Source organism: Nannocystis sp. RBIL2 (assembly GCF_026626745.1).
Lineage (GTDB): Bacteria > Myxococcota_A > Polyangia > Nannocystales > Nannocystaceae > Nannocystis.
In genome coordinates this window covers 1,619,592-1,643,642 of the sequence record NZ_JAPNJW010000001.1, presented here as the reverse complement: position 1 = coordinate 1,643,642, position 24,051 = coordinate 1,619,592, and the positions used below count along the sequence as shown (strand labels likewise).

Annotated in this window: 20 protein-coding genes; 10 read left to right on the top strand and 10 right to left on the bottom strand. The window is 70.5% G+C overall.

What is annotated here, in order from left to right; all coding sequences use genetic code 11:
• Positions 1-35: 35 nt before the first annotated feature.
• Together OV090_RS06495 and OV090_RS06490 are read right to left on the bottom strand one after the other, a co-directional pair.
• The gene (locus tag OV090_RS06495; RefSeq protein WP_267702621.1) at positions 36-344 is read right to left on the bottom strand and encodes a hypothetical protein; all 309 of its coding nucleotides are present in this window, start codon (positions 342-344) and stop codon (positions 36-38) included.
• Positions 345-419: 75 nt separating this feature from the next.
• The gene (locus OV090_RS06490; RefSeq protein WP_267702620.1) at positions 420-1,361 is read right to left on the bottom strand and encodes a hypothetical protein; all 942 of its coding nucleotides are present in this window, start codon (positions 1,359-1,361) and stop codon (positions 420-422) included.
• A 1,265-nt stretch (positions 1,362-2,626) separates the two neighbouring features.
• On the opposite strand from OV090_RS06490, the gene OV090_RS06485 reads away from it, so the two are divergent.
• Positions 2,627-4,147 carry a cytochrome c peroxidase gene (locus OV090_RS06485; protein WP_267702619.1) on the top strand — a complete coding sequence of 507 codons (1,521 nt, stop codon included), beginning with the start codon at positions 2,627-2,629 and terminating at the stop codon, positions 4,145-4,147.
• 10 nt (positions 4,148-4,157) lie between these two features.
• Here the strand turns inward: OV090_RS06485 and OV090_RS06480 are convergent, their stop codons facing one another.
• The 3 genes from OV090_RS06480 to ligD form a co-directional block, all read right to left on the bottom strand.
• Complete coding sequence (locus OV090_RS06480) at positions 4,158-6,257, bottom strand: S9 family peptidase (RefSeq protein WP_267702618.1); 2,100 nt, start codon at positions 6,255-6,257, stop codon at positions 4,158-4,160.
• Positions 6,258-6,356: 99 nt separating this feature from the next.
• Positions 6,357-6,539, bottom strand: coding sequence for a DUF3606 domain-containing protein (locus OV090_RS06475; protein WP_267702617.1), 183 nt, complete (start codon positions 6,537-6,539; stop codon positions 6,357-6,359).
• Between the two features lie 213 nt (positions 6,540-6,752).
• Positions 6,753-8,699, bottom strand: a complete 1,947-nt coding sequence (gene ligD, locus OV090_RS06470; RefSeq protein ID WP_267702616.1) for a DNA ligase D — start codon at positions 8,697-8,699, stop codon at positions 6,753-6,755.
• Between the two features lie 649 nt (positions 8,700-9,348).
• On the opposite strand from ligD, the gene OV090_RS06465 reads away from it, so the two are divergent.
• Together OV090_RS06465 and OV090_RS50520 are read left to right on the top strand one after the other, a co-directional pair.
• Positions 9,349-10,971: a serine hydrolase domain-containing protein gene (locus OV090_RS06465; RefSeq protein WP_267702615.1), complete on the top strand. Its 1,623-nt coding sequence runs from the start codon at positions 9,349-9,351 to the stop codon at positions 10,969-10,971.
• Positions 10,972-11,163: 192 nt separating this feature from the next.
• Complete coding sequence (locus tag OV090_RS50520) at positions 11,164-12,366, top strand: hypothetical protein (RefSeq protein ID WP_267702614.1); 1,203 nt, start codon at positions 11,164-11,166, stop codon at positions 12,364-12,366.
• Positions 12,367-12,387: 21 nt separating this feature from the next.
• Here the strand turns inward: OV090_RS50520 and OV090_RS06455 are convergent, their stop codons facing one another.
• Positions 12,388-12,921, bottom strand: a complete 534-nt coding sequence (locus tag OV090_RS06455) for a putative immunity protein (RefSeq protein ID WP_267702613.1) — start codon at positions 12,919-12,921, stop codon at positions 12,388-12,390.
• Positions 12,922-13,110: 189 nt separating this feature from the next.
• Positions 13,111-15,051 carry an IgGFc-binding protein gene (locus OV090_RS06450; protein ID WP_267702612.1) on the bottom strand — a complete coding sequence of 647 codons (1,941 nt, stop codon included), beginning with the start codon at positions 15,049-15,051 and terminating at the stop codon, positions 13,111-13,113.
• A 238-nt stretch (positions 15,052-15,289) separates the two neighbouring features.
• Between OV090_RS06450 and OV090_RS06445 the strand changes: the two genes are divergently transcribed.
• Positions 15,290-15,976: a glutathione S-transferase family protein gene (locus OV090_RS06445; protein ID WP_267702611.1), complete on the top strand. Its 687-nt coding sequence runs from the start codon at positions 15,290-15,292 to the stop codon at positions 15,974-15,976.
• Between the two features lie 184 nt (positions 15,977-16,160).
• Positions 16,161-16,625, top strand: a complete 465-nt coding sequence (locus OV090_RS06440) for a hypothetical protein (protein ID WP_267702610.1) — start codon at positions 16,161-16,163, stop codon at positions 16,623-16,625.
• A gap of 68 nt (positions 16,626-16,693) precedes the next feature.
• Here OV090_RS06440 and OV090_RS06435 read toward each other — a convergent pair whose 3' ends face one another.
• The 3 genes from OV090_RS06435 to OV090_RS06425 form a co-directional block, all read right to left on the bottom strand.
• Positions 16,694-17,098, bottom strand: coding sequence for a hypothetical protein (locus OV090_RS06435; RefSeq protein WP_267702609.1), 405 nt, complete (start codon positions 17,096-17,098; stop codon positions 16,694-16,696).
• Positions 17,099-17,224: 126 nt separating this feature from the next.
• Positions 17,225-17,992 (bottom strand): MerR family transcriptional regulator, encoded by a 768-nt coding sequence (locus OV090_RS06430; RefSeq protein ID WP_267702608.1) that lies wholly within the window; start codon positions 17,990-17,992, stop codon positions 17,225-17,227.
• A gap of 36 nt (positions 17,993-18,028) precedes the next feature.
• Complete coding sequence (locus OV090_RS06425) at positions 18,029-18,508, bottom strand: NUDIX domain-containing protein (protein ID WP_267702607.1); 480 nt, start codon at positions 18,506-18,508, stop codon at positions 18,029-18,031.
• A gap of 68 nt (positions 18,509-18,576) precedes the next feature.
• Here OV090_RS06425 and OV090_RS06420 point away from each other — a divergent pair, with 68 nt between their 5' ends.
• The 5 genes from OV090_RS06420 (at position 18,577) to OV090_RS06400 (ending at position 23,751) form a co-directional block, all read left to right on the top strand.
• Positions 18,577-19,197, top strand: a complete 621-nt coding sequence (locus OV090_RS06420; protein WP_267702606.1) for a hypothetical protein — start codon at positions 18,577-18,579, stop codon at positions 19,195-19,197.
• 15 nt (positions 19,198-19,212) lie between these two features.
• Positions 19,213-19,626, top strand: a complete 414-nt coding sequence (locus tag OV090_RS06415) for a hypothetical protein (protein ID WP_267702605.1) — start codon at positions 19,213-19,215, stop codon at positions 19,624-19,626.
• Between the two features lie 127 nt (positions 19,627-19,753).
• Positions 19,754-20,101, top strand: coding sequence for a hypothetical protein (locus OV090_RS06410; protein WP_267702604.1), 348 nt, complete (start codon positions 19,754-19,756; stop codon positions 20,099-20,101).
• Between the two features lie 261 nt (positions 20,102-20,362).
• Positions 20,363-22,426 carry a hypothetical protein gene (locus tag OV090_RS06405; RefSeq protein ID WP_267702603.1) on the top strand — a complete coding sequence of 688 codons (2,064 nt, stop codon included), beginning with the start codon at positions 20,363-20,365 and terminating at the stop codon, positions 22,424-22,426.
• 14 nt (positions 22,427-22,440) lie between these two features.
• Positions 22,441-23,751, top strand: coding sequence for an HlyD family secretion protein (locus tag OV090_RS06400; RefSeq protein ID WP_267702602.1), 1,311 nt, complete (start codon positions 22,441-22,443; stop codon positions 23,749-23,751).
• Positions 23,752-24,051 lie beyond the last annotated feature (300 nt).

Below are 24,051 nucleotides of genomic sequence, written 5' to 3'. Positions count from 1 at the left end.
GCGAGCACGAGGTCGCCGAGCGCTGCGACGGCGTTTCAGGTGCCGGCGGGATCGTCGATGGCGGCCGAGACGACTGTGCGGGCGTGGTCGAGGTCATCGAGGTTCTCGGCGTCGACTGCGACGGACAGCCGGGTCGTCGAGCCCGAAGGCGCCGTCGGGGGCGAGGGCAATCCGCGACACGTCGAGGCAGTCGAGGTTCGGGACGCCGCCGACGATGGTCCGCCCGGTGGGTCGATGACGACGGCGCGCGCGCTGTCGCTGCTGTCGCCGTCGTCGGTGTCGGTCCAGCGGCGGCCGATCAGCTCCGCCGACCATGGCGCGAAGGATCGCGGCCGAGCTCGCATGTCACCGTGGCCCGCCCCCGGGCCGGCGCCGCCGAGTCGGGGCGCCGAACCGTGAGGGAAGCCGCCGGCCGATCGTCAGTAGCAGTGCGGGTCGTAGAAGCGAGCGTCGCCTCCGCACACCTTCTCCTGGCAGACGTAATCGACGCAGATGTAGTAATCCGGGCAGTCGGAGTCGTACGTGCACGAGGGCGGGGGGTCGACGCAGACGTAGTCGACGCAGATCTGGTCGCCGTAGCATTGGGAGTCGTACTTGCACGAGGTCGGCGGGTCGACGCAGACATAGTCGACGCAGACCTGGTCGCCGTAGCAGTCGGAGTCGTACTTGCACGAGGTCGGGGGATCGACGCAGACGTAGTCGACGCAGATCTGGCCGTCGTAGCAGTCGGAGTCGTACTTGCACTCGGGCGGCGGATCGACGCATTCGTAGTCGACGCAGATCTGGCCGTCGTAGCAGTCGGAGTCGTACGTGCACTCGGGCGGCGGATCGACGCATTCGTAGTCGACGCAGATCTGGCCGTCGTAGCAGTCGGAGTCGTACGTGCACTCGGGCGGCGGATCGACGCATTCGTAGTCGACGCAGATCTGGCCGTCGTAGCAGTCGGAGTCGTACGTGCACTCGGGCGGCGGGTCGACGCATTCGTAGTCGACGCAGATCTGGCCGTCGTAGCAGTCGGAGTCGTACGTGCACTCGGGCGGCGGGTCGACGCATTCGTAGTCGACGCAGATCTGGCCGTCGTAGCAGTCGGAGTCGTACGTGCACTCGGGTGGGGGATCGACGCATTCGTAGTCGACGCACACCTGGTCGCCGTAGCAGTCGGAGTCGTACTTGCACTCGGGTGGCGGCGGGGGGTCGACGCATTCGTAGTCGATGCAGACCTGGTCGCCGTAGCAGTCGGAGTCGTACTGGCACGGGTCGTCGTCGGGGTGCGGATTGCAATCGCACGTGGGCTCGGTCCAGGGGATAGCCAAGCCCAGGGTGAGCGCGGTCAGGAGGATACTGGTTTGATTGAATAGCATGGTGCCTTCAGCTCTCTTCAGCGCGTTGACGTGTGCTCCATGGCAGGTGCGTCGTCGAGGGCAAGTCTGAGGGGGACCGTGGTACGAGCAAAGGCGCCGCCATGCGCCCGACCACAGCAGGCTCGTGGAGCCGCGAGCGAGCCATTCGCCCGCATATCCGCCTGAATCGAGCCGTGAGCGAAGAATTGACCGGGGCTGCGCCTCGGCCGGGGGCTGTCCAGCCCGCCGGCGGCGTGCTCGCCAATGCGGCGCGTAAACCATGTTTCGGCGGCCGCCCCGCGAATCGAGGAATGAGTCACAAGGCCTCGTGTGCGAGAGGTTGGAACCCCGTGAAAACCCCCGGTCACTCCGCGTTCGCCGGATGCGGACTCGGCGCCTCCTGAGCCAGGAGATTTCTCAGATTTGCGTGGGTCGCCGGACATGAAGCAAACGCAGCCGGAGGCTGGGTCGCTCGCGCTCCGGTGCCCTGGCGCGATGCGGCGCCGCAAGAGACGGCGGTCGTGAGCAGCTCAGCAGGCCACTTCTCGCGGTCGTCGCCGGGGAGCGGGCGGGCTCGGCTGCGTCCGGCTGGCGCGGCCCGGGCCGTCGCTGCTCGAGCTCCGCGACCTCCTCTGAGCGCCGGGTCTCGGCGCTGACGCGTCGCGCCGCGCCCGTCCCGAACCAGCGCCGTCATTCTCCTCCCGGGCACGCTCGTGCATGCGACTGCGCTGACGGAGGCCCACGCCCGGACCCGCGCGCCTCGTCGGTCCTGATCGTCGCTGGGGCTCGCCTCGGCAGTTGGCGCTACGCCGGAGCGGACGTCTGCAGCCAGGCACACCACCGTGGACTGCAGCATCACGACCCGTCCGGCTTTGTGTCCTCTGCACGCCCGCGTCCCCGCACTGACGAATATGGATAGTCGAGACCTGGGATACTTCGATCATTCGGCCACATGTAGGCGTCACGCTCATGTCAACACATCCGATCGGGTGCGGCGCGTCGGGGACGGTGCCATGAAAGCGCCGAGCTTGTGACGCAGTCATCGGCCAGCGAGCCCGGGATCGTCGGCGTGGTGCGAGTGGTGACCCTTACGAATGCGATTGGCACGATTCACGACGGTGCCGGCGCACAGGGCCAGCGATCGCAGTGGTCTGCGGGCGTGGCGTCCGGAGACGGATGTCCGGGTGACAGTGAGCACGCCTGCTGCTTGCCTGGGTCAGGGAATACCCGCATCGTCGGGAGGCCAGCGGTCGATCGATCGGTGTTGCACGGAGGTAGATCTCAGGATGACAACTCCTATTAACATCCTCATGAGCGGGGCGCTATTGGCGGGCCCGCTCGCAGGGTTCATGCAGTGCGAGAGCGTCGAGGCGGACGGCGAGCCGGAGGTCGTCCTGGACGACGTCGCCGACGCTGTCGAGGACTTCGCCGCCGACGACGAGCCGGAGGAGGTGCCCCTCGAATGGCTGTTCGACGACGAGGTGCCGCCCGGCCGCTCGTTCAAGCTGCAGGAGAAGAGCCTGCAGCAGCTGGGCAAGTTCGTCTTCTTCGACAAGATATCCAGCCCCAAGAACAAGCAAGGTTGCGTCAGCTGTCATGACCCGGCCGCCGGCTGGACGTTCGGCGTCGACGCGATCAACAAGTCGCAGGTGGCGGCCCCGGGCGCGGCCGCGGGCGCGGTGGGCTCGATCAAGCCGCCCAGCAACGCCTACGCGCGCAACATACCGCTGCAGCTGCAGTGTCCGCCCTTCCTCTTGCCCTGCGGCGGCGTGTTCTGGGACGGCCGCGCCGAGGGCAACGTCGTGCCGCTGGTCGCGGGGGCGACGGCGCACGCCGGCCTCGAGGTCTTCAAGAGCAGCCCCGCCCTGGAGGGCCTCTTCGCGCAGTTCCTGGGGCCGGTGGCCGACCAGGCGCTGCAGCCGTTCCCGAACCCGGTCGAGCAGAACATCAGCGAGAAGCAGGTCTGCAACCACGTGGCGAAGGCCCCGTACTCGCTGCTGTACAAGCTGGCCTGGGGCGAGAAGATCGACTGCAGCAACGCCGGCTTCATGCTCAGCTTCAAGCGGATCGGGGTGGCGCTCGCGGCCTGGCAATCCTCGAGCGAGGTCAATTCGTTCAGCTCGAAGCGGGACATCGCGCTGGCCGCGGAGATCGAGCTGGAAGGCGAGGACGTGGCGTTCCCGCTCCAGGGCTTGACGGCCCAGGAGAACCTCGGCCACGAGCTGTTCTACGGCAAGGCCAACTGCGCGCTCTGTCACAGCAATACCCCGGTGTTCGTGATCGAGGATCCCGACAAGGCCGGGCTGGATCCCGGCGAGCTCTACACCGACGCCGCGTTTCACAACATCGGCGTGCCGCGGAACGCCAAGATCCCCGGCCCGCTCGGCAGCCCGGGCCTGGGCGCTCGCTCGACGCTCCCGAACCAGCTCGGGCTTCACAAGACCCCGTCCTTGCGCAACGTGGACAAGCGCCCGTCCAAGAGCTTCGTCAAGGCCTACACCCACAACGGGTGGTTCAAGAGCCTCGAGGGCCTCGTCCACTTCTACAACACCGCGGACGTGAGCAGCGGCGGAGCGACCGCGACCAAGTTCGGGGTCACGCGCTGCGACCCGAGCAAGCAGGACTGGACCGAGGCGGAGGCGCGGGCGGCCAACTGCTGGCCCGCGCCGGAGGAGCAGGGCACGCTCGCCATCGGCTTCCTGATCGGCGACCTCGATCTGAGCCTCGCGGAGGAGGCGGCGATCGTCGCGTACCTCAAGACGCTGTCGGACACCAAGACGGTCAAGCCGCCGAAGCTGCTCAAGTGAGGCTCGAAGCTCACGGCTTGCCGGCGGCCCGCAGCGCCTCGGGCAGCCCGGGCACGTGCTCGGCGCCGGTCTTGACGATCAGGCTGGCGCCCGTGAAATCGTCGCCGATCGGTTGATACGGCCCGCCGAGGCAGCGGGCCAGGAAGGCCTCGGTGATCCCGAGGAACGAGATCCGGTTCTCGGGTCGCTCGAAGCCGTGGCCCTCGTCCGGGTACAGCACGTAGGTCACGGGCAGGCGCTTGTCCTGCATCGCTGCGACGATCTGGTCCGACTCCTGCTGCTTGACCCGGACGTCGTTGGCGCCCTGGCCGATCAGCAGCGGCCGCTGGATCGCCGCGACCCGGTGCAGCGGCGAGCGCTCGCGCAGCAGCTTGCGCCCCTCCTCGGTGTTCGGGTCGCCCCAGCGCGCCAGGAAGCGCAGCCGGGTCGCGCCCCAGTACGGCGGGAACGATTGCAGCAGCGTCTCGAGGTTGGACGGTCCGACGATGTCGACCCCGCAGGCGAAGGTCTCCGGCGTGACCGTCAATCCGACCAGCGCCGCGTAGCCGCCGTAGCTCGCGCCCATGATCGCCACCCGCGCGGGATCGGCGATTCGCTGGTCGACCGCCCAGCCGACCGCGTCGAGCAGGTCGTCGTGCATCTTCCGGCCCATCTCGTGATCGCCGGCGTTGAGGAGGCTCTTGGTGAACCCGGACGAGCCGCGGAAGTTGACGCTCAGCACCGCATATCCGCGGTTCGCCAGCCATTGATGCTCGAGCGAGAAGCCCCAGGTGTCGCGGTGCCACGGCCCGCCGTGCACGAGCAGCACCGTCGGCAGCGGCGCGTCCGGCAGGCCGTCGCCGTCCGCGTCGGACCCGACCGGCAGCGTGTAGTACGACGCCAGCTCGAGCCCGTCGCGCGCGGCGATCACCACCGAGCGCATCCTCGCCAGCTTCTGCGCCGCCAGCTCCGCGTCGGCCGTGAACAGCAGCTTCGCCCGCCGGTCCTCGCGGTCGTACAAATAATAGCGGCTCGGTCCGTCGTCGACCTGGTACTGCACGACCCACCGCTGGCTGTCCCGCGATTGGCTGATCACCATGAAGTCGCCGTCGGCGGCCCCGCGCAGGGCCGCCAGGTCGGGCTCGACCGCCGGGTCGAGCGCCTGCCACTCCTGGCGCAGGTGCGTGAACGCGGCCGCCAGCGGACGGTGGGTCTTGCGGTCCTCGATCAGGGTGGCGAAGCCTGCCTTCGGGTGCTCGGCGAGCACCCGCTCCTTGCCGGTCTTGAGGTCGCGGGCGACCAGCGCCGCAGTCTCGCGCCCGCGGCTGTCCGTCAAATACAGCGTGGTGCCGGCGACGTCGATGCCGAGCGCGTGCGTGGTCGGCTCGTCGGCGAGCTCGACCGCGAACACCGGCTGCCATCGTTTGCCCTTCAGCGCGAGCAGATCCAGGCCGCCGGCGGCGGTGCTGCGATCGGCGAACCTCGGCCTGAGGTCGTTGTCGACCACGAACCGGTTCAGCTGCTGGTCGTTCTTGACGAGCAGCCGGCGCTTCGCGGTGCGAATGTCGACGTTGTAGAGGTCGTACCAGGCGGGGTCGCGGTCGTTCATGGCGACCACGAGCTCGTGAGGCCGGTCGTCGCTGATGTTGACGGGCAACGCGCGGACGTTCGGGAGCACCGTCAGATCGGTCGTCTCCGCGGTGACCGGATCGACGGCGTAGAGCCGCCAGTTCTCGTCGCCGTCGCGGTCCTGCATGTACAGCACGCGATCGTCGCTGGCGCTCCAGAACGCGAGCCGGATGCCTCGCCGCGTGTCCTGGGTGATCGGCCTGGCCTCGTCGAGCCGGTCGACGGGGCCGACCCACACGTTGAGCACGCCCTGCACCGGCGCCAGGAACAATAGCTTTTGTCCGTCGGGGCTCAGCGCCGGCCACTCGCGCTCGGGGTTGCCGAGCAGCACCGAGCGCGGAATGAGCGTGGTGTCCGGGCGGGCCCGAACCTGGGTCGCCGCGCTCGTCTCCGGCGGGTCTGCGGTCGCTGCCGGCTCCGGCGCGGCCGGTCCGGCGGACGGCGTACACCCGAGGGCGCAGGCGAGGGTGGCGGCGGCGATGAAGTAGGTGTCTCGGATCATCCACGGCGATCAGTGTCGCCGGTGAAGCGAACCCTACACGGCCGCGACGAACTGCTTCGGAAGCCCGCCCGCGCCCACCCGCGCGGGGCGCTCGATGTTCTAGCGGTGGCTGGCGAGGTGTTCCTTCACCCGCTCCACCGAGGTGCCGACGGCCTCGACGGCCTCGCGCAGCTTCTCCGGGGTGGTGTTCAGGCTCTTCGTCCAGGTGCGGACTTCGTGCTCCTGGTTGAGGTTGATGAACTTCGCGTCCTGCGGGCCAGTGATTTTCGGGTTGTCGGACAAGACGTCCGAATTTGTTGCGCACGTTCGCGCCGGTGCAAGGGCGACCGGGCACAATTGCGAGAGAGGCGAGCGACAATGCCTTCTGCGTATTCGGCGGAGCACGCGCGCGCGAGCCGTGAACGCCGGCGCGAAAGTCTCACCCTGGGATTGTAGGGAGGAACACGCCGATTCATGTCGAGCTCGCCGTCGGGCCTCGCGCCTTTATGATCATTGTTACGAAGCCCTACGCTTGCGACCGGGCCGGGCGAGCTGCTCGGCCGCCGCCGCGAGCGTCTGGTCGTTGCGGTAGTCGGCCCAGGGGTCGCCGCGGCGGGCTCGCAGGCGGGCCGGGACGTTGAAGATGTTCCACTGGTCGGCGGCGGCGAGCCGGTCCAGCTCCGACCACGCGAGCGGCATGCTGACCCCGAGGCCCGGCCGGACGCGGGCCGAGAATGCGGCGACCGTCGTCGCGGTCCGGCCGTTGCGCAGGTAGTCGACGAAGATCCGCCCGCGCCGGTTGCGGGCGCCGCTCTTGGCCACGAACAGCGCGGGCAGGGTGGCGGCCAGGTGCTCCGCGACGTCGCGCGAGAAGTCCTTCACCTGGTCGTACGACCAGGTCGGCCGCAGCGGCACCACCACGTGCACGCCCTTGCCGCCGCTGGTCTTGAGGAAGCTGAGCAGGCCGAGGAGCTCGAGGATCCCCTTCGTCAGCCGCGTGGCGTCGCGCAGCGACTCCCACGAGACGCCCTCGCCGGGGTCGAGGTCGAAGATGACGCGATCCGGGCGATCGATGTCGGCGACCGTCGAGTTCCACGTGTGAAACTCGACGACGTTCATCTGGGCGGCGGCCACGAGGCTCTCGGCGCTGGCGATCTCCAGCATCGGCGCGTGACCGGGCCGCAATGACGGGTCGAGCTGACGGACGCCGGGGATCCGGTAGTTCTCGGTGTGCTTTTGAAAGAACTGCTCGCCGGCGACGCCAGTCGGCGCGCGGACCATGGAGACCGGGCGGCCCTGGAGGTGGGGCAGCATGTGCTCGGCGACGGCCTCGTAATAGCGGACCAGGTCGAGCTTGGTCGCGCCGCTCGACGGATCGATGACCCGTTCGGGGTGCGTCACCTTGATCGTCGGCGCGGCCCGGCGCGCGGCCAGGGCGCTCGTCGATTCCACCGATCGCGGCCGCTCGCGCACGAGCGTCGCCGGGTCCTTGTCCGCCCGCAGCCCGCGAAACACCGGGTGGCGCACTCGGCCTTCACCGGTCCACTCGCTGAACGACACCTCGGCGACGAGCACGGGCCGCACCCAGTGACCCCGGACCTCGCGCGGGCGGTCGTGGAAGGGCGAGCGATCGACCTCGAGCGCCTTCAGCCGGGCCTCGATCGAGCGCAGCAGCGCCTCGTCGAACCCCGTGCCGACCTTGCCGGCGTAGACGAGGCGGCCCTCGTCGTCGTGCACGCCCAGCAGCAGGCCGCCGAAGCCGGTGCGCCGGCCCTTCGGCTCGGTGTAACCGCCGACCACGAACTCCTGGCGCTGCGTGCATTTCAGCTTGATCCACGCGGACGAGCGGGCGGACGTGTAGAGGCTGTCGGCGCGCTTGCCGATGATGCCCTCGAAGCCCCCCTTGCAAGCGTCCGCGAGCAGGCGGTCGACCGGGCCCACGAGCGTCTCGCTGTAGCGCACGTGCTCGCCGGGGCGCGCGGCGTCGAAGACCTGTTTCAACCGTCGGCGGCGCTCGACCAGCGGCTCGCGCCGGAGGTCGTGGCCGTCGAAGTAGAGCAGGTCGAAGGCGAAGTAGACGATGTCGCGGCTGCCGGCGCCGTCGAAGGCCTGCTGCAGGCGTTGAAAGTCGGGCCTGCCGTTCGGGTCGAGTACTACGATTTCGCCGTCGAGCCAGGCGGACTTCAGGCCGAGCGCGGCGAGCTCGTCGCGCAGCGGCCCCATGCGCGCGGTCCAGTCGTTCCCGTTGCGGGTGAACAGCGCGACGTCGTCGCCGGCGACGCGCGCGAGGACGCGGTAGCCGTCGAACTTGGCCTCGTAGACCCAGCCGGAGCCGTGGGGCGGGGCGGACACGGCCGTGGCGAGCTGGGGCAGCAACTTGGCCGGAAACGGGGCCTTCTTGCCGAGCGAAACCGCGCTCGTGGTTCGGCGGGGGCTGGCCTTGCGCCTGGTCGCTTGCGCCATCGCGCGAAAGTGTGGAGACCCCCGGCGCCCGCGGAATGCACCCCGCCGATGCGCCCGTACAGCGGCGATTCTGCCGATCGCGCGAGTGAAATCGCGCGTGCCCTCCATTCGGCGCAATCGGCGGCGCGGCGCCGCTCGTGCGCCGTGCGAATGTGCGCAGAGCGATATCGCGTATCGTGCGAGTGAAGTCGCGCTCTCGGCGGTTCCGGAGCCGCTCGTGCGCTGAGCGAATGTGCGCAGGGAGATATCGCGTATCGTGCGAGTGAAGTCGCGCTCTCGGCGGTTCGGAGCCGCTCGTGCGCCGGGCGAACGTGCGCGGGGCGATACCGCTCAGGACGTCTCGGGGCGCAGGCCGCGGGCCCGCCCGGCTGACCCCATGCCGATGGCTCGAAAGGCCGGGAGCATCTACTGCCAGCAATCACCCACAGGCAACCTTCGCCTGCGCGAAGAATCCGCGACCGATCGATGGCGACGATTCGGCGAGCGGGGCATGGCGCACCAGTCTCGGGGACGGCCGCGAGGCCTTCCTGACGGCGGTGGAGGGGGCCGACGCGATGCAGGCGACGGCGCTCGCGGCCCCTGTCGGCGCGGCCGGCTGCCGGCTATCGTGCCCCCGGTTCGCGCCGCGCGACCGCTCGCGGAGAGACGCATGCGAAGATTCTCGAGCTTCCTCCTCACGACCGCCGTGCTGGCCTGCCAATCACCGCAACCCGCGGCCGAGACCGGCGCCGACCGCTCCGCACCGGACGCCGCGCCCGCACCGGACGCCACGCCGGCGCCGAACGCCGCGCCCGCGCCGAACGCCGCGCCCGCGCCGGACGCCACGCCCGCGCCCGCGCCCGCGCCCGTCGACCTCCCCGACTCGCGCATCGGCGTGTTCACGCGGGCCTGGCTCGACGCCATGAATCAGGGCGATGCCGCGACGCTGCGGGCGTTCCTGGCGCCGCGGATCTCCCCGAACATCCTGAAGTTCGGGCCCCTCGAGCAATGGACGGATTATTTCGTCGCGCTGTCCGAGCAGAGCGGCGGGCTCGACATCATCGCCATCGGCCCGCAGCCGCCGCGGCCGACCGACATCGTCTTCACCGTCCGCTCCCGCCGCGGGCACCATCACGCGGTCGTGCAGCTCATCGTCGACGAGCACGACGGACTCCACGACTTCATCGTCCTCCCGAAGCCGTTCCCCGGCGAGACCGACCCCGACGCGCTCCCCGTCGTCGCCATGAGCGAGGCTGAGGTGGTCCAGGCGATCGGCCGCCGGGTCGACGGCCTCGCCGCGGCCGACCGCTTCTCGGGCGCCGTGCTGGTCGTCAAGGGCGACCGCGAGCTCGTGCGCCTGGCCCGGGGCCGCGCCGAGCAGGCGTTCGCTGCGGACAATCGCATCGACACGCGATTCAACCTCGGGTCGATGAACAAGATGTTCACCGCAGTCGCGGTCGCTCAGCTCGTCGAGCGCGGCGAGCTGTCGTTCACCGACAGCCTCGCCCGCGCGCTGCCCGACTACCCGAACCGGGAGTTCGCCGGGCGCGTCACCGTTCACCAGCTGCTCACCCACACCTCCGGCATCGGCGGGGACATCTTCGCCCCGCCGGTGTACGAGCACCGCGACCGCTACAAGCGCGCCGCGGACTACATCCCGCTGTTCGCCGACAAGCCGCCCGACTTCCCGCCCGGCGCCCGCTTCGGCTACGCCAACCCGGGATTCATGACTCTGGGGCGGATCGTCGAGCACGTCTCGGGCGAGGCCTATGATGATTACGTGAAGACGCATGTCTTCGCGCCCGCCGGGATGCACGCGACAGCCGCCGTCGCCTGGGACGAGGTCGCGCCGAACCTCGCCGTCGGCTACGGGCGCGAGGACTCCGATCCGCTCGGCCTCCGGCCCCGCCGCACCAACGTGTCGTACTTGCCCTTCAGCGGCACCCCGGCGGGCGGCGGTTACTCGACCGTCCTCGACCTCGTGGCGTTCGTCCGCGCCCTCCGCGGTCACGTCCTCCTCGGCGAGGCGATGACCGAGACGGTCACCGGCCCCAAGGTCGAGGCCCCCATGTTCGGCCCCGAGGGGCGCTACGGCTACGGCTTCTGGACCCGCGTCGTCGGCGGCAAGGAGGTCCGCGGCCACGGGGGCGGGCACCACGGGATCAACGGTCAGCTCGAATTCTTCGCCGACGGCAGCTACGTCGTGGCCGTGCTCGGCAATTACGACCCACCGGCGGCCATGAGCCTCGCGGGCGAGATCGTCGAATTGCTGGCGGTGCAGCCCCGCGAGTGAGCGCGGCCGCGAGCGACTGGCGAGCCATTCGCGTGTTAGATTCCGCCGATGCAACGGCACCGCGCACCCCTGCTTCAACTCGGACTTGTCGCCGCACTCGGCGGATGTAACTCGGGCACGGCGAACAGCGGGACCCTGACGGACAGCGGCGCGTCGACGGACGGCGCGAGCGACGGGACGACGCAGGGGTCCGTGTCGACCAGCGACGCCGGCTCTTCGACGACCGAGAGCGCGAGCGAGACCGCCACGACCACCGCGGAGACCACGAGCACCGGCGAGAACCCGACCACCGCGGGGACCACGAGCACCGGCGACAACCCGACCACCGAGGGGACCACGAGCACCGGCGAGAGCACCACCACCGAGGGGACCACGACCTCCGCGGTCAGCGACAGCGAGGGGACCACGACCGAGGCCAGCACCACGACCGGCGAGGACACCACCGCGGGCACGACCGACGGCGGGACGACCGGCGACGTGCCCGATTTCGTCGCCGAGTGCGACGACGACCCGGCCAACCCCGTGATCGTGACCGTCTCGCCGAACGTCTCCGCGCGCTTCCCGACCATCACCTCGGGCCTCGCCGCCGCCAGCGACGGCTCGGTGATCGAGGTCTGCCCGGGCACCTACAGCGACAAGATCGAGGTGACCGTCTCCATCACGCTCCGCGGCGCCGGGGCGGACAAGACGATCATCGACGGCGGCGGGTTCCACTTCGACCTCGACATCGGCAACGCGGTGGTCGAGGGCTTCGGCTTCACCCACTGCAACGCCAAGGTCCCGAACGGCTGGAACATCCCCTCGAGCGGCGCGATCAGCATGAACGACACCTACGGGGTGCAGGAGAGCCTGACGGTCCGCGACTGCCGCTTCTTCGAGAACAGCGCCGCGTACGGGGCCGCGATCCACGTCTCGGGGTCGAACAACGGCGGCAAGAACCCGGACATCTACATCGAGAACTCGGTGTTCGAGCAGAACACCGCGACCGGCGAGGGCGGGGCGATCGCCAGCTACGGGCGCGTTCACATCACCGACTCGACGTTCGTCGAGAACGTGGCCGCGACCGGCGGGGCGCTCGCGCTGTCCTATGGCTGCACCAGCGAGAGCGTCTGCGACATCACCAACACGGTGATCAAGAAGAACCACGCCACGGGCGCCAGCAAGTACGAGGGGGGCGGGGGGATCTTCATCGACGATTGCGGCCTCGACTGTCTCAGCGGCCTGACCGTCATCGACTCCGACCTCGGCTTCGGCGCGTCCGAGGAGAACACCAATTATCAGGACCTGCCGGAGGACGTGCTGATCAACGACGGCTCCGATCCGTGGAACCGCTACGGCTGGTACTACAATGATGTGTCGTTCGTCTGCTCCGACGGCAACTGCGAGATGCCGTGAGCGCCGGATCGCGGCTCGCCCTCAGGCACGCAGCGCGGCGTCGAGGTCGCGGATGAACTCGCCCACGCGCCCGCCGCCGGGAGGCGCGGCGGGCAGACGGCCGAGCACCGCGGTGACCGCCGCGGGCGCGTGGCGGCGCGCCCACTCGAGGGCCGCGGCGCCGACCCTCCGGTCTTCTCCGGATGCCAGCTCTTCTGCGCGTGCCGCATGCGCTGCGGCCCCGAGGATGTGCTTCACCTGGTGCGCGCTGGCTTTGGGATGGAGGTACGCAGCGGCGGCCGCATGGCTCGCCGCTCGCGCCGCGTCGGCCGCGGCGGGCGACCCTGCCTCTCGGGCCGCCTTGAACGCCGCCCAGCCGTGCTGCCGCAGCGCGCCGGTGCGTCGGCCGCCGCCGGCGAAGGCGTACGCCGCGTCGATGGCGTCGCGCGGGCGCGCGTCCGCAGGCAGATCTTTTTCGAAGATCGACAGGACCCTGCGCGCACAGTCGGCCGCGTAGCCGGCGATCTCGCGCAGCTCGTGCTCGCTCAGCGCGATGGCGTCGGCATCCGTCGGCACTGCGCGAGCTTGCCACGGGTGTGTCGGCTCGCGCCATCCCTTGAGCTCGTGCCGCGGGCCTCCGCGACATCCACGTCGAGCAGAAGAGAAAGCGGTCGACGCACCGCGAGCGGTGCGTCGACCTTCGATTATCAGGCGCCGCGCTGCCTGGAGGCTCGAGCGCGAGCCTCCGTGCTCGGCGAGCGGGGCTCACTGCGGGATGACGTCGAGGTCGAGGCCGCCCGGGTACCAGTAGCTGCCGTAGTCGATCACGCCGTACACGCTGATGCCGACCTTGTTGTTCGAGGTGACGGTGTGGCTGCCGTTGCCGGCGTTGCTGAGCTTGACGTGGGCCAGCGAGTAGCCGCTGGCGCCGATGGCGGCGAAGTTGTTGACCGCCGCGCCGTCGACCTGGACCATCGAGTTGTTGGGCGCGATGATGTCGACGAAGTTGGCAGACCAGCCGGTCTGGGCGTAGAAGAGGTAGCTCGAGCGGAACTGCTCGCTCGGCACTGCCACCAGCATCGCCGGATCCGAGGTGCCGTAGTTGGCGCCCTGGCCGACCATGTACTCGGTGACGAGGATCTTCTTGTCGGCCTCGACCACGTACTTGTTGGTGCTCTGGGCCAGCTCGAGGAAGTCGCCGGCCTTGGCCAGGACCTTGTTGCCCGGCTGATCGGGCGTGAAGGTCAGGGTGGTGTTGTCCTCGCTGGCAACCACGCGGACGATGACGGCCTTCTCGAGCGCGTTGTTGGGCACCTGCACCGGCGGGGCGACGATGTACTTCTTGGCCAGGGCCTCGATCGGGAACATCGACTCCTCGAGGTGATCGCAGGCGACCGTTCCGATCGGGACTTGCGTGCAGTCGTGCCCGCCGAGGACCTGGATCGGCTTGTTGGCGGTGACGATGGTGCCGGTCGGGTCGCCGCCGTTGGCCGAGGTGATCTGCAGGACGTCGCCGTCGTCGAGCGTGATGTTGTTGCCGTTGCCCTGGCCGTCGATGCCGCCGCCGGCCTGGGTCGGCACGCCGTTCTTGGGCGCCTTGACGTTGACGACGGTGCCGTCCTGGTGCGCGGTGATCGAGATGAAGCCCGGGTAGGGGCTCCAGTGGGTCCAGGCGGCGGCCAGGTAGTTGCCGGTCCAGGTGTTGACCGGGAGCATCAGCGAGGCGTCGTTGGTGACGTCGGCGTTGAGCGGGTTGAACTGGTAGACGGTGACGGGCTGGGTCGAGCGCAGGCGGTAGGCGCCGTCGGTGACCTTCACCGTCGGACCTGTCCCTCCGGTCAGCTGCGTGACCCAGGGCAGCGTGATCACGGCGACGCTGTTGGCCGCGACCATCTGCTGCGCGACCTGGTTGGGGCCGCGATGGACGGTGACGGTCGCCGTGTTGGCGGTGGTGTTGGCGACCGCGACCGCGTAGGGGTTGGCGGGGCCGACGAAGACGTCGAGCTGCTGGGTGACGACGGGGTAGTACTCGCAGCCGATGTACGAGGTGCCGAGGTTGGCACAGGCGCCGACGCATTGGCCGAAGTTGGCGTCACACGTCAGGCCGAGCAGCGGGTCGCAGGTGTCGCCGGCGACCCACTCGCCCTGATCGTTGCAGACCTGGGCCTGATTGCCCTCGCACTTGCTGGTGCCGGGTTCGCAGGCGACGCAGCCGAGCGGCTCGGCGCACACCTCGGGGCACGGCGTCTCCGACTTGAAGCCGCCCATGCCGTCGCAGATCTTCTCGACGTTGCCTTCGCACTGCAGGGTGTCCTCGGCGCACGGCTGGGGACCCGTGGTGCTGGTGGTGGTGGCGTCGGTGGTGGCGTCGGTGGTGCCGGGGCCGTCGGTGGTGCTGGTCGAGGTGGTGCTGGGATCGGTGGTGCTGGTCGAGGTGCCGGGGCCTTCGGTGGTGCTGCTGGTCACCGGGCTGGTCGTCGAGGTCGTCGTGTCGCTCGAGTCGCTGGCGCCCGAAGCCTCGGTGGTGCTGGTGGTCGGCGCGGTGGTCGAGCCGGTCGGATCTTGCGTGTCGCTCGTGCCCTGGCTGGTGCTCGTGGTGGTGCTGATGCTGACGGTGGCAGTGACGTTGCCGGTGCCGTCGTCGCCGCAGCCGGCGAGGGTGAGCAGGGCGGAGGCACAGAGGAGGCGCATTCCAGGGCGAAGCATGGGGATGTCGGTATCACGACCCGACCTGCGACTCCATCCCAGCGTATGCGTACTGCGCTCGAAAGTATCCGGTCGCCCTGCGCGCGCTCGCCACCGCAGGGGGGCCTTTCGCGCACGCCAGGGAGGTGACCTTCGCTCACCTCGCGGCCGAGGCGAGGATCCCCTTCATACGAAGCACGGGTCGCGGGTGGTCGCGGTCGCGTCGCCGGCGGCGAGGAGGTACCGTCGCATCGCCACCATGAAGCTCCTGAACTCCAACCTGTCGCCGTTCGCCTCGCGCGTGCGGCTCGCCATCCACGCCAAGTCGCTGCCGGTCGAGATCGCCCCGGCGGGCATGTGGCTGCCGAACGGCCAGAAGTCGCCCGATTACCTGGCGCTCAACCCGATCGGCAAGGTCCCGACCTTGATCCTCGACGACGGCACCGGGCTGCCCGAGTCCGACACGATCGTCGAATACCTCGCCGATGCGTTCCCGCAGTCCGGCCTGCGCCCCGCTCGTCCGCAGGACGCGGCCCGCGGCCGCCTGCTCGCGCGGGTGTTCGAACAGTACGTGATGGCCCCCAGCTGGTCCGGCCTGTTCGGCCAGCTGTTCGGGCCGTCGCGCGATCCTGCGGCCGTCGACGCGGCGGTCGCTAAGATCCACGAGGGCCTGCGCCACCTGTCGCACTACATGAGCGACGAACCGTTCGCGGTCGGCGATACGATCACCACCGCCGACTGCGCGCTGATCCCCTTCCTGACCTTCCAGAACCGCCTCACCCGCTTCTTCGAGAAGGGCGACTCGACGGCGGAGCACCCGCGCCTCGCCGCCTACCTCGATCGCGTGGGGCGCGACCCCGCCGTGCAGACCCTGCTCGCCGAGATGCGCGACGGCCTCGTCGACACCCGCCTCGCCATGCTCCTGCGGCCCGACGAGCTCGCCTGAGTCACGTGCGCGCCCGGGCGCGACTGCGTGAGCCGCCAATCCCCGCGGCGCGGCGTGACGCCCATCCGCCACGCCGTGCCCACGCAGCGCGGATAACTCCGTTCGACGCGGCCCACGCCGACGTGCCGCGAGGTTGTGCGCGAGTCCTCAATCCACAGGCTGCGGATCGGCTATGCATGCTCGCATGGCCCCCCTGACCAATGTCTTCCTGGCGATCGCCCTCGCTGGCGCCGGGCTGTTCGCGCCCAACTCCGCGCGAGCAGCGGACCCGCACTTCACGCAACCCCCGGATTTCAATGTCAGCGGTCAGACGATCACCGTCTTCGGCAGCGCCGCGGATCTCGGCGACGCACCGGTCGAGGTTCACCTGACGGCGCATGCCCTGGTCTTTGTCACGTGCGTCAATGCCCAGGGCAAGATGGTGCCGGCGCACACGCAGCAGCTCGCGGTCACCGGGTCCACGGTGGACGAGGGTCAGCCCGAGGGTGGCGAGCTCGACTTCGTCGTCGACCTGACGCTGAGCATCCCGTTCACCTGCCCCAGCACCAAGTGGAGCCAGCTCGTCATCAGCGACTTCGTATTCGACGAGGCACTGCTCACGATCGAGCGCGACGGCGTCACGCTGCTGTCCGCGCTCGACGAATTCTGAGCGTCGCGCAGTAAACGGAGACCTCGGGCACCACCGTATGGCCCTCAATCAGAGCTGCGCGTCCGCGGTCATCGCCGCACGACGCCGATCAGGGTGTAGCCGCCGGAGGTGTCGGTGCATTCGACGGGGGACGTCGGCGAGTCGTGGGCGGCGATCCAGACATCGTAGGCGCCGAGCTGGGCGTGGGTGCGGGCGGGAATATCCGCGCTGAGCCCGTCGAGGGTGATACGCGCGCTCCGGTGCTCGATCATCGAACACAACGCGCACTCGGGCTCGCAGGTGAGCGCTCCGTCCTCGAGCCCGAACGGCGCCAATGGCTCGATCTCCCCGTTGCCCGAGACGGCTCCGGCGAGCAGCGTCGGGCCCGTCGACAGGCGGAACACCTTCTGCGAGCCCGCCCACCCGAACTGCTCGTATTCGAGGGTGACGACGGTGCCGACGGTGAGCGCCGCGAGGTCGGGGGTCGGGTGCACCGTGAGCGTGAGAAGGGGCGCCGGCTCGACGACGATGTCGCCGTCGAGACAGTCCAGGGTCAGCGCGGCGGCGCCGTCGGTCGGGGTGACGCCAGTGATCGTACACTCCCCTGAGCCAGGTCGACGTCAGGTCGGCGACTTCGCGCGCTCGGCGTTGGCGGCGAAGGCCGCGGCGGCGTAGGCGGCGAGGCCCGGCGTCGTCTTGTCGATGTTGGCGGTGAAGCGCGGGTCGTCGACGTAGAGCCGGCCGAGCCCGCGGTGGAACGCGGGCGAGCAGGGGTAGAACCAGCGGTCGATGTGCTGGCGGTGAGCCTCGGCGGCGTCCATCGCCGCGGGCGAGTCGGGCGGCGCGGCGGCGGTCATGAGGGCGGCGAGGCGCTCGAAGATCGCGGCGGCCTCGTCCTTGATCTGCTGCCAGTCGCCCTTGCCGTAGCGAGCCGTGCGCTGCTTCGACTCGCGGAACGCCTCGGTGTGGCCCCAGCGCGCCTCGGCCTCGGCCTCGTGCTCGGTGGGGTCGAAGCCGTCGAACATCTGCTTCATCTCTTCGGGTGTCATGGGTCGTTCGCTTTCCAGGCGCGCGATGGCGGCGTCGACCGCCGCGAGCAGACTCTGCAGCTGGACTGCCTTCTCGCTCAGCAGCTGTCGTTGCATGCGCAGCGACGCGCCGATGTCGAACTCCGGGTCGCGCATGATGTTGCAGATCTCCTGCAACGGAAACTCGAGCGCCCGGAAGAACAACACCTGCTGCAGGCGAGACAGGTCGGCTTCACTGTAGAGCCGATAGCCGGCGCTGCTGCGACCGGAGGGACGCAGCAGGCCGATCTCGTCGTAGTGGTGCAGCGCGCGGACGCTGACCCCGGCGATGCTCGCGACCTGCTTGACGGTGAGTGCCATGAAGATGTCTCGCGCCTCGCCGGCAGGGATAGGGCCTCACGTCGCGTGAGGGTCAAGCGCGACCTGCAGGCGCGCGAGCTCGTCGAGGAGGTCGACCTGGGCGGGGTTGATTTTGCTGCGCGCGGCGGCGAGCGAGAAGAACTCGGCGCGGTCGACCTCGGGGAAGCTCTGGCGCTTGCCGGAGCGCGGCGGCCACTCGATCTCGAAGGTGTTGCTGCGCAGCGCGGCGGGGTCGCAGTCGCCGCGGCAGGCCCAGGCGTGCACGACCTTGCCGGCGCGCTGGCGGATCGGCGAGAGCGCGTGGAAGGGGCCGGCGAGCGCGACGCCGGTCTCCTCGGCGAACTCGCGGCGGGCGGCAGTCAGCGGATCTTCGTCGGGGCCGAACTCGCCCTTGGGGATCGTCCACGCGCCGACGTCCTTGCGCGCCCACAGCGGGCCGCCGGGGTGGACGAGCAGGACCTCGAGGTCGGGGCCGTGGCCGCGGAACAGCAGGATGCCGGCGCTCTGCTTGGGCATGCCGGCAGTGTAGCCCGGGCGCGTCGGGGCTCGCGTGGACGCGCGCGCCTTCGGCGTAGACTGGGCGGGTGATGGAGGCGCCGGGCCCGTTCTTCTTCCTCGTGCGCGACGGAGTGGTGGCGCCCGAGCTGCTGACGCCGCTGCTCGCTCGCTTGCCGCCCGAGCAGTACGTGCAGACGCGCGTGCGCGACGGCGAGGGGTTCGACTCGCTGCGCTGGCCGGTGGCTCGCGACGCGGCGCTGGCGAGCGCGCTGGCGCGGCGCTTCGCGGCGCCGGAGGTCGCGACTGCGCGGCTCGAGGTCGAGGCGGCGGCCGGGGACGCGCCGCGGCTGCGCTCGCTGATGCGGCGCGCGGGGGCGCGGTACGTCGCGGCCTCGGGCGGCGAGCCGGCGCTGTTCCGGCAGTGGTGGAGCGACGCGACCGCCGACGACCTGGCGCTGTTCGCCGAGCCGCCGTGGCCGGCGCCGACTGCGTGGGTGGTGCTGAACCTGTGCTCGGCCTACCACGCGGCGGCCGACGGTCTTTACGCGTTTCACGTGCATCGCCGACTGCCGGGGCCGAGCGCCGAGGCGGTCGTGCAGCTGTTCAAGCACGCGCTCGCCGACGGGCTCATCGACGCCGCCGGGCTCGTCGACGCGGCGGTGGAGCTGGTGAGCGCCGGCGAAGCACGCTTCGTGCGGCCGCCGTAGCCGGCAGCGCGGCCGATGATCGAGGCGATCGCGGCCGCGTGCGCCGAGGTCTGCCGGGTCACCGGGGCGAGCCGCTGCACCGTGATGAGCGAGACGTTTGCGATCCCGTCGCCGCCGACGGCCGTGTCGTTCATGATCCTGGCGGGTCCGCGCGCGCTGGTAGTGCTCGACCTGCCGGGCTCGCCGGCGTGGACGTCGCGGATCTCCGGCCTCCGCTCGCGGCCGCTGATCACGCGTGTGGGTGGATCGGGGCGCTTCGAGCGGGTCCTCGGCGAGGGGGAGCGCGAGGAGGATCGGGCCGCGGCTGCGGTCGCTGCGCTGTGCTCCTTCGTCGAGGCCTCGCTCACAGCCCACGTCGCGGCGCATCCGGAGGACGAGCCGGTCTTTGCGCCCGTCGACGATGCGATGATCGGACGAATGTTCGGTTGAGCGGCCGCAAGCTGTCGTCGTGGTAATCTGCGGCGCTCCGGAAGCGCCCGGGTCCATCTTTCTCACGCGCATGCTGCATGTCGTGCAAGCTTGTTCCGACGTCCTGTGTTAGGGTAGCTCGGCTTCCATGCGTGTGGTGACCGGCTGGAGACTCGCGTTGGCGCTGCTTATCGCAGTGTCGACCGCGTTGCTTTTCGCCACCGGGGCGCGCATGCGCATTTTGGAAGGCGCGAGCGAGGAAGTCTGCTCGGTCGGGCAACACGACGTCCCGGTGGTCTCGCGCCAGCAAGATTCGTTCGATCGTTCGGCCCGGCGCGACGAGACCAATCCGGTCCTGCCGCCGCGGTCCGATGATTACGCGATTGTCATGATCGACGCGTTCTCGGCCTGGCCGTTGCCGGCGCCGAGCACGTCGCCCCGGACGCACGCGAGGGCGACGCAGCAGGCGCGTGGGCCCCCGGCCGGTCGGTGTTGAGCGCGAAGCGCTAGACGTCTGCACGTCCGCCGTCGATTTGCCGGTGTTCGTCGCAGCATGTGAACCTCGCACTATCACCAATCATTGTCGGCTCGCGTCCGACCGTCCGGTCGATGCGGTGTCAGGCCGCGCCTTGGGTCCTCATCGACCCGGCGAACCACAACCTGCTTTTGTCTGCCCGAGCCGTGCCCGGCCCGTGGCTGGGCCGCGCTTTGCCTCGCGCGCGGCGCGACCCGTCGATCCCCTCCGCATATGCACTCGATGTCCGACCCGTCTCGCATCCCCGCGCGCGTGCTCGAGCTGTTGGCCAGCGTCACCGGCCACGGCTTGTCGCTGCATGCCGCGAGCGCTGCGGCCGGCAGCGTCGCGCTCGACCCGGAGGACTGGTTGCAATCGACCGCCCGCGCGGCCCGCCAGGCCGGGCTCAAGGCGGCGCGTTTCACGGTCGACACCGCGGAGGAGCTGCGGCGGCTGTGCGCGCTCGAGTCGCCGGCGTGCTCCCGAGTCGGCGATCGCTGGCTGGTGCTGCTGGGCGCGCGCCGCGGAGTGCTCGATCTGGTGATCGTCGACGAGCTCGGCGAGGAGCGCCGGCCGATGCGGGCGGCGGGGCTGATCCGCTGGCTGGCCGGTCACGGGGCGGTGCGGCCGATGCCGTGGCTGGCGATCGAGCCGCGCTTCATGTTCTCGGCGCTCTCTTTCGCGCCGACCGAGATGGTCCGGCTGATCCGCACGTTCGTGCTCGAGCGGCGCGAAATCGCGGTGGTGGTGGTCTACGGGGTGGCGATGGCGGTCGCGTCGCTGGCGGTGCCGATCGCGGCGCAGGCGCTGGTCAACACGATCGCGGCCGACGCGATGGTTCAGCCGATCGCGGTGCTGTCGGTGCTGCTGCTGATCGCGCTGGGGGCGGTGGCGCTGCTGCGGGTGCTGCAGCTGACCGTGGTCGAGCGAGTCCACCGGCGGCTGTGGGTGCGCGGGGTGACCGACTGGATCCGCCGCACCCCGCGGACGTCGCGGGCGTCGCGGCAGGCGACGTCGAACCGCGAGCTGGCCAACCGCTTCCTCGACGTGGCGACCCTGCAGAAGGACGTGGCGGCGCTGCTGCTCGACGGGACGTCGCTGGTGCTGGTGACGACCGCGAGCCTGGTGCTGCTCGGGTGCTATCACCCGCTGCTGCTGGCGTTCGACGCGGCGCTGGTGGTGGGCATCGCGGTGGTGCTGCTGGCGGGGCTCGGCGCCCAGTCGCGAGCGGTGCGCGAGTCGGGCTGCAAGTGGGCGCTGTTCGCGTGGATGGACGACGTCGCCAGCACGCGGCTGCTGTTCGCGGACCCGCGCGGGCGGGCGCTGGCGGACCAGCGCGGCGAGCTGCTGCTGCGCGACTGGCTGCACGCGCGCGGCAATTATTTTCAGACGCTCCTGCGCCACGTCGTCGCCGGGGTCGGCCTTGAGGCGCTGGCGACGGTGGCGGTGCTGGGGCTCGGCGGCTGGCTGGTCGTCTCGGGCGAGCTGGCGCTCGGGCAGCTGGTGGCGGCGTCCGTGCTGGTCGGGCAGATCGGGTCCGGCGTCGGTCGGCTCGGGCGCCAGCTCGACCCGGTCTACGAGGGCGTGGCCGCGGTGGCGACCATGGGCAAGACCCTCGACGCGCCGCTCGAGGCGGGCGGTGGAGCAGTGCTGCCTCGCGCGTCGCGGCCGCTGGGCGTGGAGCTGCTCGACGGCGAGGGTGCGCCCATCGTGGCGCTGCGGCCGGGTGAGCGCCTGGCCCTGGTCGGCGGCAGCGACAGCCACAGCCGCGCGCTCGACCTGCTGTTCGGGCTGTACGGTCACGAGCCGCTGCCGCGCCTGCGAGCCCGCCTCGACGGGTTCGAGACGCACGCGCTCGAGCTCGACAGCGTGCGCGAGCAGGTCGCGCTGGTCCGCGGCGGCGAGCTGGTGCGCGCGAGCCTGCTCGAGAACCTGGTCGGCACTGCGACCGCGAGCGATCGCGGGGAGCTGTTCGCGCTGCTCGACCTGGTCGACCTGCGCCACACGGTGCTCGACCGGCCGGGCGGGCTCCAGCGCGAGCTGCTGCCCGACAACGACGACGGGCCGCTGCGCGACAGCGAGATCCGCCGGCTCGCGCTGGTGCGGGCGCTGCTGGCCAGGCCGCGGCTGCTGTTGATCGACCTCGGGCTCGATCGCCTGGGCCTGAGCCCGACGAGGCGTGGAGAGCTGCTCGACTGGATCGTGGATCCCCGACGACCGTGGACCCTGGTCGTCGTCACCGACAGCGTGGACAGCGGGGACGTGCTGTCGCGCTGCCATCACCAGCGCGTGCTCGCCGACTGCTGAGAGCCGAGGAGTCGATGGACGCACCGATCCACATCGTCCCGCTGCTCGACGTGTCGCGCGCCAGCCTGCTGTCGGTGCGCCAGCCGCGGGGCACCCATCTGGCGGTCCGGCTGATGCTGCTGGCGCTGCTGCTGTTCGCGGCCGCGCTGGCGCTGGTGCCGTGGCAGCAGAGCGTGCCCGGGCAGGGCCGCGTGATCGCCTACGCGCCGCTCGACCGCCAGCACTCGATCGAGGCGCCGATCGACGGGCGCCTGCAGACCTGGCACGTCGAGGAGGGGACGCACGTGAACGAAGGCGACCCGATCGCCGACGTCAGCGACAACGACCCGGAGATCCTGGCGCGGCTCGAGCGTGAGCGGCTGGCGATCGAGGCGCGCAGATTCGCGGCCCAGAGCTCGGTCGACGTCTCGAAGGCGAGGATCACCGCGCTCGAGCTGAGCCGCACGGCGCAGTCGTCGTCGGCGGGGCTGCGGGCGCGGATGGGTCGCGACCGCCAGATCGCGGCCCAGCGGGCGGTGGACGCGGCGGTGTCGGCCGCCGAGACGGCGCGGCTCAACCTGGCGCGCATGCAGGCGCTGTTCGACGAGGGGTTGGCGTCCAAGCGGGACCTCGAGCTCGCGCGGCTCGATCAGGCGACCTGCGCTGCCGACCTCGACTCGGCGAAGGCCTCGCTCAAGGCGAGCGTGCGCGAGATCGGGGCGCTCGACGCCGACGCCGACGCGGTCGACACCACCGCGAAGGCAAGCATCGAGGAGGCGCGCAGCAACCTCGCGTCGGCCGAGAGCAACCTCGCCGCCGCCTCCGCCGATCTGGTCCAGCTCGAGGTCCGGATGGCGCGCCAGCAGCGGATGAAGATCGTCGCGCCGCGCGACGGGACGATCTTGAAGCTCATCGGGCGCCACGGCACCGACATGGTCGCGGCCGGCGACGTGATCGCGACCTTCGTGCCCGACATGGGCGCGAGCGCGGTCGAGCTGTACATGTCGGGCAAGGACGGCCCGCTCATCTCGGCGGGGCGACGCGTCCGCTTGCAGTTCGAAGGCTGGCCGGCGGTGCAGTTCGTCGGCTGGCCGTCGGTCGCGGTCGGCACGTTCGGCGGGGTCGTCGAGTTCGTCGACGCGCTGGCCGACGAGAGCGGCAACTTCCGCGTGGTGGTGTCGCCCGATCCCGACGACCTGCCGTGGCCCGACAACCGCTGGCTGCGCCAGGGCGTGCGCGCCAACGGCTGGGTGCTGCTCGAGCGGGTCCAGCTCGGCTTCGAACTGTGGCGCCAGATCAACGGCTTCCCGCCCGCGCCAGGCCCGTCGACCGGCGGGAGCTCGTGACGCGAGCGAGATGTCCCGAAGGACAGGCAGCTACGGAGCGCGGGCCGCCGCGGCGGGGGCGACGACGCGCACGGTTCCGCGCCGCGCGATCGAGTGATGCCATTCGTCGCGCGGGGGCGAGCGCCGCGGGGCGGGCGCGGCTGCGAGAAGAATATGCATAGATGTCCGATCGGACATTAAACATAAGCGCCTGACTCGCCGGTTCGCGGTGGTTCGCGGCGCCGCCTGAGCCGCGCGCGTCGCCGGCCGCGTGGCCGGGGCGCGGGCGCGCGGGGAATGGCGAATATCAGCCCGAGACGC